We start from the raw sequence: 17,254 nt of genomic DNA, 5'->3' as shown, positions 1-17,254 counted from the left end.
GCGTGTACGGGCACTTGGCACAAGTCACGCTGCAGGCGGCGCAGTATTCGTCTCCCCCGCCGAAGTGCCAGGAGGCGAGCTCGAGGATGCGTTTTTTTCCGCGTCCCGCTTCAGCGCCGGAATGACATAGCGGCTGTCGAACTCATCGAAGGCGGCCCAGACGGTCATCAGCAGGTCGATGGTCTCGGGCGTTGCCGGAACCGGCACGCCGTCGGCATCGCCAACCCCCTCCCACTCGATGATCGCGCGCCGGGCGAGCTCGCCGACAAGGGCGATGTTCGTGCGCAGATCGAGGTCGTCGCGATCCTCGCCTCGGATGACCTTGCTGACCGCCTCGCGCGCGGCCAGCATCATCGCCACCGTGACCGGACGAACCCGGACGCGCACGCCGGGCAGGAGGTCGAGCCAATAGGGTTCGGAAGAGGGAGCCAGTCGAAGCATGGGATCTGCCGTCCTCAGTAGCTGGGCACGTTGTTGATCAGGGTGGCGGTGACCGTGCGGCCGAGGGTGGGATCCTTGGCCGCCTGCCAGTTGAAGGTCGCCTGCACGCCGTTCGGGCCGGTCACGGGGGTCTTGGCCCGCGGCAAGAAGACAGAGTGGACCTTGAACACGAGCGAGCGCGCGGCGTCCGTCACCCACCCGAACGTGAACTCGACCGGCGTGCCGGCGGTGGCTTGATCCAGCAGGGCGGTGTTGGCAAAGCGCACCGCGAGGCTGCCGGTCATCGCGACCATGCCGGGATCCGCATCCTCGATCCGCCCGTCCCCGCGGATCACCTCCACCTTTTCGAGGTTGTTCGAGTAGGTGAACTCGGCCGAGATCACGGAGCCGAGCGCCACGCCGGCGCGGGTCACAGTGCCCTGGAACGGGCTGAACCGCTCGAGCGTCGCCTCGGCGAGGCTGCCGGCGGCCGAGGCGGTGAGCTTGGTCTCGCCCTGGGCGATCAGGCCCAGGGTCGCGGTGAGCAGGCCGGAGCGCTGCATCTGCACCCGCAGCGTGTTGCCGCGCACCCCGAAGTTCTGGCCGTAGCTCGGCACCTCGGGCAGGCCGGCCTCGACCGTCATGGAGGGCAGGTCGATCGCGCCCGACGTGAACACATGCGTGGTGGTGCCGCTGTTTGTTGTTGAAGTCGGCTGCCCCATGAACAGCTTCAGCCAGTTGCCGAAGTTCTTCAGGTCGATCGGCACCACCACGTCGCCGTCATTGTTGATCACGTCCTTCGAGGGCGGCAGAGGCTCGCGGCCGTAGCCGAGCAGATCGCTGGCGATCAGCCCCTGTTCCTCGCCGAGGTTCGAGGAGACGAAGGGCAGCTTGCGGTAGCCGCTGGCGGGCGGCGTGCCGTAGGTGGTCTCGAAGGCCGCCGCCATGATGGCGTTGGCTCCACGGGCACGTGCCATGGGTCTCTCCTGGCGGTGGTCAGTTCAGGGGGTCGGGGGTGCCGTAGACGGCGGTGATGCCGATCAGGGCGGCGCGGGAGACGGGCGCGCCCTCCGCCGTCAGCGGTTCGGTGGTGGCCGCCGACACCAGGAGGTAGTCGCACAGCCCGCCGAGCGTCCGGTCTGCCGCCACCGCCGTTCCGATCGCCTGCAGCATGGCGTCGAGCCGCGCTTCGGCGCTCAGGCTGCGGGTGCCGTTCGCGGCCACCTCGACCGGGATCTCGTGGCTGAAGATGTAGGTGGTCGGGTTGAGCGTGACCTCCGGCTCGCCTGGGTCGCCGTCATCCACGTTGACGAAGCCGCCGGCCGGGATGATCTGCGGCTTGACCTCGTTGCGGGAGTGCGCGGCCTGCGGCAGGGCCGTCTTCAGCAGGTCGGCCACGGCCTGAAGGACCCGCTCGCGGGTGCTCGGCATCGTCTCAGTTGCCCAGATGTGCACAAGCAGAACGGAATAGGAACTGCGGCGTCCGAACGAACGCGCAAAACCCGCGACACGAATCGGCAACACAGCGCAACGTTTTCGGCTTCATCCCGCCAGACTCGGCCCGCACTGCTCGTTGTTGCGCTACTCGATGCCCTCCCTCCGGGTGGCGTGACGAGGGTGGACTAATGTCCGAGCGGTGGCAGCGCTGTCCTTCCACTAATACCAGGATTGGGGGCTTGCCTAAGATGTCGGTGTGTATCAGGCAATATTAAACCAAAATCCGGGGAAAGGTCATGCGCAATCGCAGCTTTGCTGTGCGCAAGGCGCGCAAAGGGTGGGGCGTCTATTGCGCCCGCACGGGCGAGCCAGTCCGCGTCAACGGGCGGGAGCAGACAGGGCTGCCGCGAGAGACCGCCGCTGAGCTTGCTACGTCGCTGAAGATACTCGCCTACATCCAGGCCGAGTTCGATCAACGAAGGGCCAGCAATCCTCATACGCTCCACTAAGGCGACAGGCGAACGAACGACTGGCGGGCGAGCACGGGCTCCGGCGCGGGATCAGACAGACCAGTTCGCCGCGATGGCGCCCGGCACGCGCTCGGCCCAGGCCTGGGCGACGCTGTCGATGTCCAGGCGCTTGCGCAGCTTCGCCTGCCGCACCAGCACGAAGATCACGACGAACCCCCTCCCCTTCGCCGGCCCCGCCTCGCGGATCGGCTGGAACGACTTCCGGTGCTGGAAGCGCGCCGCCTGGCGCCGGTAGAAGGCGTCCGCCACGAGCACGCCCCCGGTGCGGGTCGGGATGAAGTGCAGCTTGACCCCCGTCTCCCGCTCCCACACAGCCGGGGTGAGACTGTTGCCGGTGGTGCCCTTCGCGCGCCGGGCGGAGACCTGCCGCACGCCCGCATCCGGCGTCGGGATGGCGAGGTACTTCCGGCCTTTCGCCAGGATGGTGACGCCCCGGTCGAAGGCGTCGATGAGCTTGGGGGCGTTGCTGCTGACGTAGGCCGCCGCCTCGACGCTCTCGCCCGAGCTCGGGAAGGTCCGGCCCCGCCAGGTGTTGGCCAGGCGCTGGCCGAGCCCGGCCCGGCGCACGTCCTCGCGCAGGTCCTCCTTCAGCCCGTCGGTCACCTGGCGCATGCCGGCCGTGACCGAACGGGCGATCTGCACCTCGGTGCCAGTGAGCGCCTGGCGGAGGTCCGGGATCTGCGCGGAGAACCTCATGGCGCATCCTCATCCGGCGAGAGTGGCGAGACCTCGCAGGTGCGCACGAGCCGGCGCGGGTCGATCTTCGCGAGGCCGGTCACCACCACCGTCTGGGTGATCCCGCCCTCCTCGTCGAGGAGGTCGACCTGATCGTTCGGCGCGGGCTCCGGGACCTCGGAGAGGCGCACGGAGATCAGCATGGCATTCAGGTCGAAGCGGCTGTCACCCAAGCCGACGATGGCCTCGGGCGACAACCGCAGGAGGCGCACGGGCAGCCCGGGTGCGGCGCCGCCCGCCCGCCAGAGCGCATCCTCACCCATGTTCGGGTCGTCGAACAGGGCGTCGATGCCGAGCGCAAAGGCGGTCATGGCTGGGTCCGCAGGGCCGCGATGACATCGGCCTTGGTCTTGGCGCCGGAGATGTCGACGCCGCGCTCGGCCGCGAGCGCTTCGAGCTCGGGCTGGGGCCTGGCATCGAGATCGCCGCTCTCCGCCGGCTGGTCCGGTCTGCGCTCGCCCTCGCCGCCCTCGGCCGAGACGTGCGTGCCGGCCAGGAGCGCGGCCTGGGCCGCGTCCCAGTCGAGCGCCACGATCGCGCCGTCCGGCTTGCCCTTCTCGCGCAGCCTCATCGCGCCCTCCCTCAGTTGCTCGAAAAGCCGCGAACCAGCACGCTCGGGCGCTTGCACAGCGGCAGCGGGTTCGACTCGGTATGGATGTCGATGCCCTTGCCGAACTTCATCCGCTCCAGCGGAGCCACGAAGACCTCGAGGAGGCCGGGCGCCGTGTTGACCTCATCCACGAAGTCCGGCGGCGCCCAGTAGTTGGCGAAGGTCTCGGTCGTGCCGAGCGGGAAGAAGCGCGCATCCCCGTCCGGGATGAAGCGCTGCACGGTCGTGGTGCCGTCCTCGTTCAGCTTCGTGGCCGACCCGCGATACTCCTCGAACGTGATGTTCTGGAAGGTAAAGCCCTTGCGCAGGTCGTTGCGCAGCGGGTTCTGGGTCGACACGAAGTACTTGTACGCTTCCTTCACGCTGGCATGGGTGACGAGCCTGTCGAAGAACGAAGGCGAGCACAGCGCCATGACACCCGTCATGGTGTCGCCCATCAGGTTGTCCTCGATGTAGCCGGACACCTCGCGGCACTTGCTCCCGACGTCGGTGCTGGCCGTGCCGAAGGTGAAGTCGACCACCTTCGGCGTGATACCGAACTTGTCGAACAGGTTGATCAGCGGGGTTCCGTCGTAGTCGGAGATCACGCCCTTGATCGCGCCGACCCGCAGGTTCTCCAGCGTGATCGCGTGCTTGCGTCGCATCGTGATCAGCTTGCGGTTGACCATGCCGAGCACGCTCTCCAGCCCCTGGCTCGGCGCCCGCGCCAGCATGTTCTGCACGTCGACGGCGAGCACGCTGTCGTCGTGCGGGATGTGCGGGATCACGAAGGCCTCAAGCTTCTGGCGCTCGGGCGCACCCAGGCTGGCCGGACCGCCGCGCGGGCGGGTTGGCAGCAGATTCAGCACGCCATGGCTGATGTTGATCGCCACGGAGGTCGTCATGACCGGCTCGTTACCGAACAGGTGAAGCTCGTTCAGGCGGCCGTAGGTGTTCTGCACCATGTTGACGCTGTCGGTCAGCGACACGGCGCTGAAGGCGTCCTGGTTGAAGATGTCGAGGATCTCGGGCATCGCTTAAGCTCCTTCCCGTACGACGATGCCCGCGGCCTTGAGCTGGGCGTTGGCCGCAGCGCGCTTCGGTGCATCGGTGATGGTGGATCCGTAGGTGAGACCGGCGTGGCTCACGATGGCGTGGCGGGCCACGATCACCGCCGGTGCATCGGCGCTCGTGGCATCGACTGGCTTGAGCAGGATCGCGACGGCGGTCTGCGAGCCGTCCGATCCGGACGCCGCCGCCGGGGCGTACTTGCCGGAGGCGGTGAGCTGGGCGAGCACCGTGCCCGAGACGAGCTGGCCTGATCCCGCGGCGATGAGGGCGGTGTCGCGCGAGTAGTCGGATCCGGCCTCGTATTTGAGCCAGTCCGCGGCATAGATGGGGCTGGTCAGCGTGGGCATGGGATCAGGCCTCCTTGGTCACGAGGCCCATGGCCTCGAGCTGGCGCTTCATGTTCGCCTTGGCCGCAGCCGGGCCGGCATTGCCCTGCGGGGCGGGCGGATGGGAGCTGATCGAGGTCCTGTCCTCGGCCGCCACGAGCCTGTCGAAGAGCGCGGCGCGGATCTGCTCGACGGTCTTGCCCTCGGCGAGCATGGTGGCCGCAAGGTCCTCGGGGATGCTGGAGTCCTTGCGGCGCGCCAGCATCACGAGGTTCTTGGCTTCGCCGGCTGCCGCGACGCGCTTCTTCGCGTCGTCGGTGCTGACGCCCTCGGCGAGGAGGGTGGCGGCCATTGCCGGGACGCCGCCCTCCACGCAGAGCCGCGCGATCTCCGCCGCGTCGGCACGAGGGAGGGAGGCCGCCGTGGTGCGCTCCCGTTCGGCCTCTTCGGCCGCGATCTGGGCGTCGAGGTCGCGCACCTGCGCGGCCGCAGCGTCGAATTCGCGCTGCTCGTCGTCGGTCATCGAGCGGCCGCGGGCCGCCGCGGTCAGCTCATTCATGCGGTCGGAGGCCTTCGCGCGATCGCGTCGAAGGCCCGCGAGGTCGCGAGGCATTCGGTCTCTCCTGGTTGCGATGCGCCGAAGCGCCGTGGTCCCGGCCGCGCCGGGATCGGGTGGGGCGGCTACTGCCGCGCGGCCCGGGCGGCCCGCTCGTTGGCCGCGGTCCGGGTCAGATCCCTGAGGGTGAAGTCGTAGGTCTGCACGCGGTCGGCCATGCCGGCGGCGACGGCGTCCGCTCCCACCTTCATGCCGCCGGCCCCGAAGTTGGTGCGCACCCGGGCCGGCGTCGTCTTCCGGCCGCGGGCCACGTCGGCGATGAACTGCGCCTCGATGCTGTCGAGGAGGGCGCGGATCTCAGCGGCGCCGTCCTCGGTCTGCGGGTCGGGGCGCTTGTTCGGCGCGTTCGAGGAGACGATCTCGATGGACAGGCTGCCGGAGGCATCCGGCTCGACCTGCTTCGAGATCGCCGCGACGACACCGATCGAGCCGAGCATGCCGGTCTTCTCGGTGACGAGCTCGCCCGCCGAAGAGGCGATCCAGTAGGCCGCCGAAGCGGCCGAGCCGCTCACATGCGCCACCACGCGCTTGCGCCCGCGCATGGCGTAGAGCTGATCGGCGAGGGCATTGATGCCGGTCGGCGAGCCGCCGGGCGAATCCACCAGCAGCATGACGGCGCCCACCTCGGCGCTGTCGCGGGCGAGCTGCAGATCCCGCGCGAGCATCGCCGCCGAGGTGCCGGTGCCGGACATCTCGGTCAGCATGTTCGCGCGCGGAAAGATCGGGCCGATAACCGGGATGACCGCGACGCCCTCCCGGGTGAGCATGGCGTAGCGCGCCCCCTCCAGGCGCTGCGCGGTCGGGCCGGCCGCCGCCTGCAGGTCCAGCCGGAACCAGTCCTCGCCCTCGGCCGCGCGGCGCTCGGCGCGCCCGGCGCGGTCCAGGCTCGCGAGGCTGGCCAGGAAGTAGAGGTAGTCGGGACGGATCGCCCACGGCTCGGCCGTCAGAGCATGGAGCGCGCTGATCATGACTGCCCTTCCGGGGTGGGGGGAGCGTCGTCGGGCGGCGGATCCCCGGCGGCCGCTTGCGTGGCGCGGCGGCCGTCGCTGGTGTAGGCGAGACCTTCCGCATCGGCTCGCTCGTTGTCGGCCTTGTTCTCGGCGTCGATCGCCTCGGCGTCGTAGCCGGCCTCGGCCACCTTCTGGGAGCGGGACGAGAACCCGGCCTGAACCTCCATGGACTTGCCCTGGACGTCCTGCACGGGGTGGATGTAGGGCCAGGCCTGCGGGATCCACTTCACCGCATAGGCGACCGAGCGCGGCATGCCCGCGGGGATCGTCAGGGCGCCCGACAGCACCGCCAGATCCATCCAGCGGTTCCACACCGGCCGGCAGAACTGAAACACCACCTGATGGTGCTGCCAGCCCTCGACCGCCCGGCGGAAGTCGTTGAGCGCGGCGCGCAGCGTGCGGTCGTTCAGCGTGCTGTAGTCGCCGCTCAGGAGCTCGTAGAGCAGCCCGCACGCCGCCGCCACGCCGCGCTTGGCTTCGCGCACGAACATCTCGAAGTTCGGCCCGACGTCCGGCGGGTTCGAGAAGGTGACGTCCTCGCCGTCGGCGAGCACCTGGAGCGTGCCGGGCTCGAACTCCAACGTGGCGGCGCCCTCGTCGTCGGCGCCATCCGTGCCGAGCGGCCCGGAGCCGACCGGGCTGTCCGCGCCTTCTTCCATGACGCGCTTGATGAAGCCGACGAGCCGCGCTGCGTTCTTCTTCCGCACCAGCTCGGCGTCGAGGTAGGCATCGAGGTCGTAGAGGGTGCGCAGCGCCCGGGCCAGCCAGGGTTCGCCGCGGTCCTGCCCGGGCCGCATTGCCCGGTAGAGGTGGGCCACGTCGCTCGCCGGCACCTCGGCGAGCTCCAGGCCGGACGCAACCATGAGGCCGTCGCCCGGATGCTCGCGGTAGAGGAAGTAGCTCTGCCGCTTCCCGATGGCATCGTAGCGGATGCCCTGCCGGATCCGGTTCCCGATTTCGGTCTTGAGGTGCGGGCAGTGATCGCCCTCCAGCACCTGCAGCTGCAGCGGGACCGGCAGCCCGTCCGTGAGGAGCCGCGTGCGCAAGCGCGTGAAGGTCTCGCCCCCCTCGACCATGCCGCGTACGGCAATGGCGGTGAGGCCGTAGAAGTCGTGCGCGCCGACGCTGTCGGCCACATCGGTCCATTCCAGCCAGAGGGCCTGGATCCGAGTCCGGAAGGCCGCGTCCTCCGCCTTGACCCGCTTCGCCTCCTCCTCGCTCAAGCCCTCCGTCGGCCGCGCCGCCGTGGATCGGGGCACGATGCCGGTTCCGACGATGTTGCTGACCAGCCGGTCGACTGCAGCGCCGGCATAGGGGTTCTTGCGGGCTTGGTCCCGCGACTTCCGCCGCAGCTCGTCGAGCGCGTAGGTAATGGCGCTGTTCGGGCCGTAGCTGCCGACCCGCCAGGATCGCGAGCGCCGGCCGCGCCCGCCCGCGACGTCGTAGGCCGGCGCCTCCACCGCGCCGCCCTCTCCCTCGCCGGACAGGCTCATGGCGATCGGGGTGACGTACTGGTGGGTGCCCTTGATCCGGAACCGGACGGGTTGGGCCTGAGACACGCTCACCACCCGCTGCGGCTCGTCATCACGACCTGACGGGTGCGGCGGCGGCGTGAAACTCCGCCACTCTGCATCTCCAGGTCGCCGATCCGACGCACGAGGTCCGCCCGGGCCTGCCGCATCTCGGCGTAGCTGCGGTAGGTGATACGCCCGGCGTTGTCGGCCTGCTCGACGGTGAGCACGCCGCTCGCCATGGCCCGATCGAGCTTGGCGAGCTGGGCTCTCAGCTTCGCGAGCTGCTGTTCCGGCGTGTCGGCCATGCCTACCTCATCGGCCGGTTGTTGACCCGGCTGCGCCGCACGGCGCGCCGCTGCTGGTTGCGGGCCGCGAGCGTCCGCGCCGCGACCTCGGGCGCCACCACTGGCTCATCCGCCGCTGGCCGGGGCCGCTCGATGCCGAGCGCCGCCTCGAGCTCGCGCCAATGCGGCTCGCGCCAGCGGTCCCAGCCCCGCATCGCGGCAAGCCCGCGGGCATAGTTGGCGCAGTCCAGCACCTCGTTGCGCCGCCCGCCGATCGGCACCCACTCCCGGCGCGTGCGGCCCCGGGTGACGTGGGTGACCAGCTCCTCGGCCGTGAGCTGCTTGACCTGGTCCTCGCTGACGTCCCGCGGCAGGTGCACGAACCCGGCCGGGAACGGCTTGCCCTCCGGCGGGCGGTGCAGGGCAAGGCAGCCCATCAGCTCCTGCTTGGCGAAGGACGCCCCGATCCGGACCGTCTTCAGCCCGCGCCGCAGCTTCCGGCCGGCGGCCGTGGAATCCTTCGCGCCCACGCCCAGGAAGGCGCCGGCATAGCTGTCCTGGCCATCCACCGCATGCACCGGGCGCCCGGCCTGCCGGCGCACGAAGGCATACACCTCCGCGGTGAAGCCGCTGGAGTCGATGCCCCAATCCCGCACCGTCATCTCGGCGCCGCTCGCGTGCGGCCAGGTCTCCTCGACCATGGCTTCGAGGTCGGCCCACACCTCCGGCCGGTTGGTCGCCCCGGGCAGCACCCGGTGCTCCACCAGCCAGCGCTCGCGGTTGCGCCCGAACGCCCAGATCCCGACCTCCAGGCGATCCTTCTGGACGTCCACGCCCGCAAACAGGATCAGTGCCGCCCGCGCGACCGTGCCGGACAGGTACTCGTCCCGGCGGGCATAGACGTCCTGCCACTCGGGCGCGTCCGCCCCCTCCTTCCAGGTGCGGGCGAGCTGGGTGTTGAAGAAGGTGCGCAACGCCTCCGGGCCGCGGCGCAGCGCCCGCGCGAACTTCGCCACCGTCTCGCGCACCGTCTGCTTGGGGGCGTAGAGCTTCGAGACCTGGAACCCGGCATGCTCGTTCGGCAGCGCCCGCGCGCCGCAATGCCGGCAGAGCGCGCGCCGGACCCCGTGCCGCTCCTCCTCCCAGATCTCCGGGACCTGCCGCTCGCCGCAGCAGGTGAAGGCCCGGGTCTGCCGCCACTCGACCCGCCGCAGGGCAATGAGGCGCTGCGCCTCGGTCCAGGGCCGCTCGCACTCCACGCATTCGTAGCGGGCCGTCTCGGGGCGGATGCGGCCGTCCTCGTCCTTGTCGAAGCGCACCTGCTCCCATTCGAGCGGGTGCCAGCCGCCGCAGTGCGGGCAGGCGACAAAGGCCTTGCGCTGATCGCTCTCCTCGTAAGACGCCTCGATCGCCGAACGCCCGGCGACCGTAGGGGAGCAGGCCCGCACCGACAGGCTGGTGGCCTTGAACTCGGCCTGGCGCTCCTCGGCAAGGTCGATGGGCGGCCCCTCCCCACCAGCGGAGAGCGGGTACTTGTCGATCTCGTCGCAGACCAGCAGCCGGATCGGCCGCATCGCGAGGTTGGTCGGGCTGTTCGCCCCGACCAAGGTGATGTGGCCGCCCGGGAACTGCTTGTGGGTCAGCGTCGCCCCGGCATCGCGGGCCTTGGCCTCCCCGAACACCTCGCGCAGCACCGGGGTGTCCCGGATCATCGGCGCGAGGCGGTCCTTGGAGAAGGTCTCGGCCGCGTCGTCCTTGGGCAGCACCGCCAGCATCGGGCAGGGATCCACGTGGACGAAGCGGCCGAGGATGTTCTCGATGACCGTGGTCTTGAGCAGCTGCGTGCAGGCCAGCAGGGTGATGGTTCGCACTCCCGGCTCGGTCGCCGCCAACATCGGGCCGCGGGCGACCTCGACGCGTGAGACGATGAAGCGGCCGCCGTTCGAGGATTCCTTGCTCAGTCTGCGGTAGCGCTCCGCCCATTCCACCACGTTGAGGTTCGGGGGCGGGGTGAGCCCCCGGCGCCAGGCCCGTTGCAGGCGCGTGGTGTCAGCCGAAGGTCGCGGTGGGCTCGCCGAGTTCGGCGAGGTGCTGGTGGACATGCGTGGTCAGGATCGTGGTCAGCACCCGCGGATCGACCTTGAGTTCGTCGGCCATCACGATGGCGACCCGGGCCGGCCAGGCCAGCCACACGTGCCAGATCGAAGAGCAGGCCCTCGCCGTTGCCGAAGACCAGCAGCCCCTTCTTCTTCCAGCCGGTGACGGCCTTGCCCCAGTCCGCCGGCAGCGCTGTCTCGAACCCTTTCGAGTGAGGGCCGGCAGCACCGCTGAGGCGCTCTCCAGCTCCGGAGCTGTCGAAGCCCAAGAAGCCGCCTGCCAGCCTCTCAGACGCCGAGATCTCCAAAAGCAGCTCATTTGAGGAGTCGATCGCGAGCTACAGCGGGCCATATGGATGCCCCTACCAGCACGACCGGGATGGCCGCTCCTGCGGACGGCGGAGCGCCAACAGACTGCCAGGCGGGGCCGCGCCGATACATTAGGCGCGCTCAACGAGGCGGCAGCGCCGCGGCTGTCGCGTCCCGGCGTGCTAGCAGAGCCTCCAAAGCCGCCTGCGCTGCTTCGTCAGCTGCCGCGATCGCAAGCTCAAATACCGCAAGCGCATAAGCTTCGGCGTCATCGGCCCGAGTGTTAAGTTTCAGGAAGCTGCGGTCCTCGCGCCACTCCGCCAGCTTGGCATCGAAGCCTGGACGCTTATCTTCGATCCAGGCAGTTACTCGGTTGTTGGCCGCCTCGACTACACGCCTGCGGTCGAAAATGCGCTGCTGGACCGAGTCCATGTGGCTCTCGATCTGGTGTTGTGATGTATCGGACAGGTCTGAGCCGTTTGCTTTCAAAGCTTCAAGCCGGCGATCCATGCCGTGGAGCTTGATACGAAGCTGGTCGCACAATCGACTGATGTGTTCGGTCATGTCCTGTTCTCGCGTAGCACGATCGGGATAGACGGGGTGGGCTGGTGGCCGATCAAGCAGCCAACGCAGTCAAGGCTCAGGCCTGCACGATTTGGAAGTCAGTGCGGAGTTGCCAATCTGCGGCCCACCGGCTGTGGTGGCCGCCCGTACTCAGGATGCAATAGCGTCCGCAGGGGAAAGCCATGGGCCGCTTCAAGGATCTCGGCTACTTAGTACCTGCCGTTCCAGTCCGCGTCGATACCGCGGCGGCCGACGAGCCTGACGTGTTGGCCGAGCGCGTACTTCAAAGCTTTAACGGCGCCTCCTCGAAGTACGATAGTCTCGGCCCATTGGCTATCGGGTTGCTCACAAGGGCTCCCTTTGATTGAGCTGACTAGAGTGGGAAGGCTCCGTTGACCCTGACTTCAGCGGTAGGACCGCCCCCTGGATCGGAGAGCACGACGTCAAGCTGGAGACCACCCTCAAGGGTGAGGAGCGCACCACCAGCCTTGAAGGCCTGCGCGAGCGCGGTACTGTCGCCCTCGATCTGTCCGGCAGCGGAGCGGCACGCGCGGTCCTGGAAGCCGTCGATCTGGTAGGCGATCGCGTCCGGCGCCTGGTCATGGCCCTGGACTATGAGATGCCCTCTGCCGCGCAGGGATCCAAGGTACTTGATGAAGCCTCGTTGATGGATCGAAGTCATGGCGTAGAACTCCTGCTGAGCATCTGGAAGCACCGGTATTGCACGCCGGGCGATGATCGGGCTGCAGCAGATGAGCTGGACTGCGCCTCTGCCGATCTTGTCCACTCACTCACAGCCTCTCGCCACTTGGTGCGGTGGGTAGCTTGACCTCACTGGGGCTGTTCAGTCCTGGCTAGGAATTAACAGTAGAGGAGTCCTCCTGCTGACCGAGGTGCCGGCGCACCGCGTCCAGAGCTCCGTTTCGGGTGAGATAAGGTCCAGTGAGTACACCCATAAGTGACGACCAAGGGCAAGGCAGGATGCGAAAACTTGCGTCAGATGCCTCTATGAACCCAAGCTCCCCATCCTGGAGAAGCTCAGCCTCGTCAGTTCGTAAGCCGGCCGGCCACACAGCGGTGCTCATCGTTGGGTTCTTCCTTAAGATATTTCCGTGCACAACTCCTACACTCGAGCGCTGATCTCGCACTCAAGGACGGCACGCTCGCCCCAACCAGAGCCAAACTCCTTGATTCGGTAAGATACCTCTCCGGTCTGGTCCGCTGGCATGAGGCGAGTCACCTCGTAGATGCGGCCTGCGTTCGACAGTTGGTCTGAGAAGCCGGTGCGGGAGAGATGGACCAACTGCCTAACCTTGTACTTGTGGAGCATTGCTCTCCTCCTATCGCAGCGCGTCGACGACTGACGCAAAAACAGTAATGCCGCCCCACGAGGGAGCGGCCTTCGAATTCAGGATCGGCGCCGATGGTGTGGCGTTTCAGTCAAGGCAATCACGCGAACTGAATGTTGTTGACAGCCATCTTTCCGCTACGGCGGTCTTCCGCTGTGTCGAACGAGACTTTCTGCCCCTGGGAGAGGCTACCCAGGCCGGCACGCTCGAGAGCGGTTGCATGGACGAATACGTCCTTGGAGCCGTCCTCCGGCTGGATAAAACCGAAACCCTTCTGATCGTTGTAGAACTTAACAATGCCTATGGTCATCAGAGTATCCTTAGCATTTGGTTAGGTGCACGAGGGAACAGCGCGTGCGTCAGCGCGCCCTGGACCCGGCTCATCGATATCTGGAAAGAGAGTCCGATCGCGCGCCTTGCCAGTGGCTAAGGCAGACGGCCTGATTGTCCGGCCAAAAGAGTCGACTGATTTGAAATAGGAACGCCGGAGACGATTACAAGCCCTTCACCAAATCGCAGATCCAGGGAGCGTCTGCCAGGCGCCGGCTCCGCCATCGCCCACCGGGCGCATTTCAGGCACCAGAATTGAAAAGGGAGCGGAGAACGCAGCCGTCACGCCTGCCATCGTTCAACGATACGCGTCACCACCGAATCGTGTGTATCGATCGTGTCCTGAGAAGAAGCCGACTGTGTGGCACCGAGCGCCATTTGGCAGGATACCCAGCACAGCCCGCCGATGTTACCTCAGGACGAGGAGGCCGGCCACGTCGTGCACCTCGTTGCCGAGGTTCCAGCCGCGTAGGAGGCGCTACAGTCTCCTACCGAAAGTCGCCCATCGGCTCGCCGAGCTCGGACAGGTGTCGGTTGACGTGGTTGGTGAGGGCCTGGGTGAGCACCCGGGCCTCGATGCCGAGCTCGGCCGCGAGCTCGATGCCGATGCGGGCGGGCCAGGCCAGCCACGCATCGCGCAGCTCGCGGGCGGTGTCGAAGAACAGCTTCTCGGCCGCGGCCCGCTCGATGAGGCGGCCCTGCTGCTCGGCCTGGTCAAGGCTGCGCTGGCGGGCCTTCAGGATCAGCTCGGCCGTGCGCGCCTTGCTGAAGTCGATGCTGCCGTCCGCATCCTCCACCCCCTCCTCGGCCAGCACCCGGGCGATCAGGCTGACCGCCTCGCGGGCCTCGGCCGGGGTGCGCACCTCCACGCGGGGGTGCGTACCGCGGGTGCGTACCGTCTGCGGCTCGGTACGCACCTTGGTACGCACCGGATCAGTTGAGCCCTGCCACGCCTCGCGGGCTGCCTCGCGATCAATCAGGCCATCCGGTAAGCGCTTGATCCGATTGGCCTTGAGCGCCTTCCGCACCGCGCCCTCGGTCACGCCGAGGATCTTCGCCAGCTGCCTCGCCGAGACGCCGTCGGCCATGGGTGCGTACCTCGAATTTCGGGGTCAGCGCTAGGACAAGGCGGGGCCCCGCCCACCCGTGTACATTTCGGCCCTCCAGGGGCCCTGGCGCCATACCCGACGAGCGGCTCAGAAGGGGTCGCTATCGTCCGTCCAGTGCCGGTGCCGGCGGACGATGCGGACCCGGCCGCGGTGGGTCTCAAGCAGGATCTCACCGGGATGGTGCGGATCGAGTATTACGTGGCCGCTCCTATTCCGAGCCGGCACGATCACCTCGCCGGTCAGATCGTCGGCGGTGTGGACAGGTGCTAACCGCTTGCCATCGAGCGTCACGTTAAAGGTGATGCCCTGGTCACGCGCCTCAGCGTAGGCCCGGAAGCCGGGGTCACGCGCATCGATCGAGATCCGCATGGGCTCTCTCCCGCGGGGATCAGAAGCTCACAACCCCAACAACGCAGATCCACCCCAGACGATCACCCCCACTACGACGTTCGCGGCGACGAGGCCACCAAGGAGGGTGCGCGCAGAGCTTACGGGCGTGCCGCCGATCATGCCGGACATGTGGTGCTACTGCCTCTCTCGGCATGGCCCCTGGCCAATCCGTTCGGCGTAACTCGGAAGGTTGATTGCTCGGATCCGTCGCAGGCGTAGTCTCACGGACATGCGGGTGAAGCAGGCGACGGTCAGGATTCTCGCTGATCGGCGGCGGGGCAGCACCGGCCCACCCGCACCAATCTCTTCTCACCCCTACTGCCGTTCGCGGCACGGGCCCTGGCCGCAGATCGCGCAGGCGGTGAGGCTGGCAGGCCCGCTGAGCGGGCAGCTTTGGCACTGCGGGGTGTCGAAGTTCTCAACCCTCGGGTCGATCGCGCCCGCGGCAGTGACGACATCACGGGCGAAGCGCAGGGCTTCTCGCGTCGCGGTGTCAGATCGCTTCGGAGCATGGCGGCGCGTCCCTGAGCCGCCACGACGGGACCTGGACAAAGGATGCATTCCCCCTGTCGCGGCGCACGGGACTTCCGGGCCAGGGCCACACCGGAGATGCACGCGAAGATCGCGGATCACGCACAGCGTGGGCGTCCGCTGGACGAGGTAGCATGCTACCGTAATTCGAGCAAGGGTGGAGTTGGGCTGACCACCTTCGCCGGAGCGGACATAAACAACCGTCTGATGAACCAGTGCTCCTGACCCCTTCCGCGCGATCATGACCTACATTCGGAATTGCCGGTTTCGACCGGACACTGTTGGCGAATTCCGGGGGGTGCTGGGTGTAGGCTGACCGTCCCGCTCGGAGGTCGCTCATGTCGCTCCGGCCGCACCACCCACTCCCACCGGTCCCTGAGGACACCGCCCGGGTGGCCCAAACCGCGTTCCGGCGCGGCAACCCCTACCTGCTCCTGCGCACGCGGCTCGGCACAATCTTCGCTGATGCCGCGTTCGCCGACCTCTATCCCGCACGCGGCCAGCCCGCCTACGCGCCCTGGCGCTTGGCCCTGGTCACGCTCTTGCAGTTTCGGGAGAGCATGAGCGATCGCCAAGCCGCCGAGGCGGTCCGGGCGCGGATTGACTGGAAGTACCTGCTGGGACTTGATCTGGCCGATCCCGGCTTCGACTACAGCGTCCTGTGCGAGTTCCGCGGTCGGCTGCTGCAGCACGAGGCCACCGGGCGGCTGCTGGCCCGCATCCTCGATGCCGCGCGCGACCAGGGCGTGCTCAAGGCGCGCGGGCGCCAGCGCACCGACAGCACCCACGTGCTCGCCGCGGTGCGCGACCTCAACCGGGTCGAGCTGTTGGCCGAGACGCTGCGGGCGGCTCTCAACGCGGTCGCGGCCCTCGCCCCCGACTGGCTGCGCCGTGTCGCCCCGCCCGACTGGCACGAGCGCTACGATCGCCGCATCGAGGATGCGCGACTGCCGGAGACCGGCCCCAAGCGCGAGGCCTACGTGCTGCAGGTCGGGGCGGACGGCTACCGCCTGCTCGACGCGCTGGATGGCGCGAGCGCGCCGCCACTCGCTGTCGCCTTGCCTGCCGTGGCCGTGCTGCGCCGGGTATGGGCGCGGCACTTCGAGCGCGCAGGGGACGGAAGTCCACCCGCCGGCACCAGCGTCCGGCTGCGCCCGGTGCAGGGACGCGGGCCCGGCGACCGGGTCGAGTCGCCCTACGACGTCGAGGCGCGGTTCCGGGCCAAGTCTGGAACGGAGTGGACCGGCTACATGGTCCACCTGACCGAGACCTGCGACCCCGACCTGCCTCGGTTGGTCGTTCACGCCGACACCACTCCGGCCAATGTGCATGAGGCGATGCGCACCGGCGTGATCCATGCCGCCCTGGCGGGCCTGGATCTGATCCCCTCCGAGCACCTGGTCGACGCGGCCTATATCAGCGCCGAGCATCTGGTCGCGGCGCACGAGCGGCACGGCATCGCCCTGATCGGCCCCGCGCGGTCGAACCAGAGTTGGCAGACGCGTGAGGAGGGGGCGTTCCACGTCACGGACTTCGCGGTCGACTGGGAGCGCTGTCGCGTGTGCTGCCCCGAGGGCCGCGAGAGTACGAGTTGGGGCACGTACAGGGACAAGGTGAGCGGACGCGCGTTCATACGCGCAGGCTTCAGCCCCGCCGTCTGCCGCGTGTGTCCAGCCAAGCCGCGGTGCACCCGGGCGGGGAGCCGCCGGCTCAGCCTGCATCCGCGTGCGGAGCACGAGGCGCTGGCGGCCGCGCGGATGCGGCAGGAGAGCGAGGAGGGCCGGCAGCTCTACGGGCAGCGACAAGGCATTGAGGCGACGATCGCGCAGGGCGTGCGGAGCTTCGGCTTGCGCCGAGCGCGCTATCGCGGACTGGCGAAGATGACCCTGCAGAGCGTGGCGACGGCGGCCGCTCTCAATCTTGATCGTCTCGCCGCTTGGTTCTCGCACCGCCCGCTGGCCCCCACGCGCACCTCACGCTTCGAGGCTCTCGCTGCATAGCGGCCGAATTCGCCAACAGTATCCGACCGTTTTCCAGACATTTG

The 17,254-nt window shown here is 68.4% G+C and carries 22 protein-coding genes; 3 read left to right on the top strand and 19 right to left on the bottom strand.

Annotated features, from left to right (window positions below; all coding sequences use genetic code 11):
* Positions 1 to 24: 24 nt before the first annotated feature.
* The 3 genes from MNOD_RS18295 to MNOD_RS18285 are packed head-to-tail and all read right to left on the bottom strand — an operon-like array spanning position 25 to position 1,851.
* Positions 25 to 441, bottom strand: coding sequence for a hypothetical protein (locus tag MNOD_RS18295; RefSeq protein WP_015930425.1), 417 nt, complete (start codon positions 439 to 441; stop codon positions 25 to 27).
* Between the two features lie 14 nt (positions 442 to 455).
* The gene (locus tag MNOD_RS18290; RefSeq protein ID WP_015930424.1) at positions 456 to 1,397 is read right to left on the bottom strand and encodes a phage tail tube protein; all 942 of its coding nucleotides are present in this window, start codon (positions 1,395 to 1,397) and stop codon (positions 456 to 458) included.
* Between the two features lie 19 nt (positions 1,398 to 1,416).
* Positions 1,417 to 1,851: a hypothetical protein gene (locus MNOD_RS18285; RefSeq protein WP_015930423.1), complete on the bottom strand. Its 435-nt coding sequence runs from the start codon at positions 1,849 to 1,851 to the stop codon at positions 1,417 to 1,419.
* Between the two features lie 302 nt (positions 1,852 to 2,153).
* Between MNOD_RS18285 and MNOD_RS18280 the strand changes: the two genes are divergently transcribed.
* Complete coding sequence (locus tag MNOD_RS18280; RefSeq protein ID WP_015930422.1) at positions 2,154 to 2,366, top strand: hypothetical protein; 213 nt, start codon at positions 2,154 to 2,156, stop codon at positions 2,364 to 2,366.
* A 51-nt stretch (positions 2,367 to 2,417) separates the two neighbouring features.
* On the opposite strand, the gene MNOD_RS18275 is transcribed toward MNOD_RS18280, so the two are convergent.
* The 12 genes from MNOD_RS18275 to MNOD_RS41575 all read right to left on the bottom strand — a co-directional run bounded on the left by MNOD_RS18275 (position 2,418) and on the right by MNOD_RS41575 (position 11,501).
* The gene (locus MNOD_RS18275; RefSeq protein ID WP_015930421.1) at positions 2,418 to 3,083 is read right to left on the bottom strand and encodes a DUF6441 family protein; all 666 of its coding nucleotides are present in this window, start codon (positions 3,081 to 3,083) and stop codon (positions 2,418 to 2,420) included.
* Entirely contained in the window at positions 3,080 to 3,433 is a 354-nt protein-coding gene (locus tag MNOD_RS18270; protein WP_015930420.1) for a head-tail joining protein, read from the bottom strand. The genes MNOD_RS18275 and MNOD_RS18270 overlap by 4 nt, the downstream gene beginning before the upstream one ends.
* Entirely contained in the window at positions 3,430 to 3,693 is a 264-nt protein-coding gene (locus MNOD_RS18265; protein ID WP_015930419.1) for a hypothetical protein, read from the bottom strand. Before MNOD_RS18265 ends, MNOD_RS18270 begins: the two co-directional genes overlap by 4 nt.
* Positions 3,694 to 3,704: 11 nt before the next feature.
* Positions 3,705 to 4,745, bottom strand: a complete 1,041-nt coding sequence (locus MNOD_RS18260; protein ID WP_015930418.1) for a major capsid protein — start codon at positions 4,743 to 4,745, stop codon at positions 3,705 to 3,707.
* 3 nt (positions 4,746 to 4,748) lie between these two features.
* Positions 4,749 to 5,129 (bottom strand): head decoration protein, encoded by a 381-nt coding sequence (locus tag MNOD_RS18255; protein WP_015930417.1) that lies wholly within the window; start codon positions 5,127 to 5,129, stop codon positions 4,749 to 4,751.
* Positions 5,130 to 5,133: 4 nt separating this feature from the next.
* A complete protein-coding gene (locus MNOD_RS18250; protein ID WP_015930416.1) occupies positions 5,134 to 5,721 on the bottom strand; it encodes a hypothetical protein in 588 nt (195 codons plus the stop codon).
* Positions 5,722 to 5,789: 68 nt separating this feature from the next.
* On the bottom strand, positions 5,790 to 6,692 hold the full coding sequence (locus MNOD_RS18245) for a S49 family peptidase (RefSeq protein ID WP_015930415.1): 903 nt from the start codon (positions 6,690 to 6,692) through the stop codon (positions 5,790 to 5,792).
* Positions 6,689 to 8,302, bottom strand: a complete 1,614-nt coding sequence (locus MNOD_RS18240) for a phage portal protein (RefSeq protein ID WP_015930414.1) — start codon at positions 8,300 to 8,302, stop codon at positions 6,689 to 6,691. Before MNOD_RS18240 ends, MNOD_RS18245 begins: the two co-directional genes overlap by 4 nt.
* Positions 8,296 to 8,553, bottom strand: coding sequence for a phage head-tail joining protein (locus tag MNOD_RS18235; RefSeq protein ID WP_015930413.1), 258 nt, complete (start codon positions 8,551 to 8,553; stop codon positions 8,296 to 8,298). Before MNOD_RS18235 ends, MNOD_RS18240 begins: the two co-directional genes overlap by 7 nt.
* Positions 8,554 to 8,555: 2 nt before the next feature.
* Positions 8,556 to 10,634 carry a phage terminase large subunit family protein gene (locus MNOD_RS18230; protein ID WP_015930412.1) on the bottom strand — a complete coding sequence of 693 codons (2,079 nt, stop codon included), beginning with the start codon at positions 10,632 to 10,634 and terminating at the stop codon, positions 8,556 to 8,558.
* Positions 10,582 to 10,725, bottom strand: coding sequence for a hypothetical protein (locus MNOD_RS46790; protein ID WP_157091502.1), 144 nt, complete (start codon positions 10,723 to 10,725; stop codon positions 10,582 to 10,584). The genes MNOD_RS18230 and MNOD_RS46790 overlap by 53 nt, the downstream gene beginning before the upstream one ends.
* A 353-nt stretch (positions 10,726 to 11,078) precedes the next feature.
* Entirely contained in the window at positions 11,079 to 11,501 is a 423-nt protein-coding gene (locus MNOD_RS41575) for a hypothetical protein (protein ID WP_015930411.1), read from the bottom strand.
* A gap of 182 nt (positions 11,502 to 11,683) precedes the next feature.
* On the opposite strand from MNOD_RS41575, the gene MNOD_RS18220 reads away from it, so the two are divergent.
* Positions 11,684 to 11,869 carry a hypothetical protein gene (locus tag MNOD_RS18220; RefSeq protein WP_015930410.1) on the top strand — a complete coding sequence of 62 codons (186 nt, stop codon included), beginning with the start codon at positions 11,684 to 11,686 and terminating at the stop codon, positions 11,867 to 11,869.
* Between the two features lie 5 nt (positions 11,870 to 11,874).
* On the opposite strand, the gene MNOD_RS18215 is transcribed toward MNOD_RS18220, so the two are convergent.
* The 4 genes from MNOD_RS18215 to MNOD_RS18195 form a co-directional block, all read right to left on the bottom strand.
* Positions 11,875 to 12,288, bottom strand: a complete 414-nt coding sequence (locus MNOD_RS18215) for a hypothetical protein (protein WP_043748980.1) — start codon at positions 12,286 to 12,288, stop codon at positions 11,875 to 11,877.
* Positions 12,289 to 12,950: 662 nt separating this feature from the next.
* On the bottom strand, positions 12,951 to 13,160 hold the full coding sequence (locus tag MNOD_RS18205; RefSeq protein WP_015930407.1) for a cold-shock protein: 210 nt from the start codon (positions 13,158 to 13,160) through the stop codon (positions 12,951 to 12,953).
* Positions 13,161 to 13,668: 508 nt separating this feature from the next.
* Complete coding sequence (locus MNOD_RS18200; protein ID WP_015930406.1) at positions 13,669 to 14,268, bottom strand: hypothetical protein; 600 nt, start codon at positions 14,266 to 14,268, stop codon at positions 13,669 to 13,671.
* A 108-nt stretch (positions 14,269 to 14,376) separates the two neighbouring features.
* Positions 14,377 to 14,658 (bottom strand): hypothetical protein, encoded by a 282-nt coding sequence (locus MNOD_RS18195; RefSeq protein ID WP_015930405.1) that lies wholly within the window; start codon positions 14,656 to 14,658, stop codon positions 14,377 to 14,379.
* Between the two features lie 890 nt (positions 14,659 to 15,548).
* Here MNOD_RS18195 and MNOD_RS18190 point away from each other — a divergent pair.
* Entirely contained in the window at positions 15,549 to 17,210 is a 1,662-nt protein-coding gene (locus tag MNOD_RS18190) for an IS1182-like element ISMno10 family transposase (RefSeq protein ID WP_012631283.1), read from the top strand.
* The last annotated feature ends 44 nt before the right edge of the window (positions 17,211 to 17,254 follow it).

Source organism: Methylobacterium nodulans ORS 2060 (assembly GCF_000022085.1).
Classification (GTDB): domain Bacteria; phylum Pseudomonadota; class Alphaproteobacteria; order Rhizobiales; family Beijerinckiaceae; genus Methylobacterium; species Methylobacterium nodulans.
This window is presented reverse-complemented; position numbering and strand designations above follow the sequence as displayed.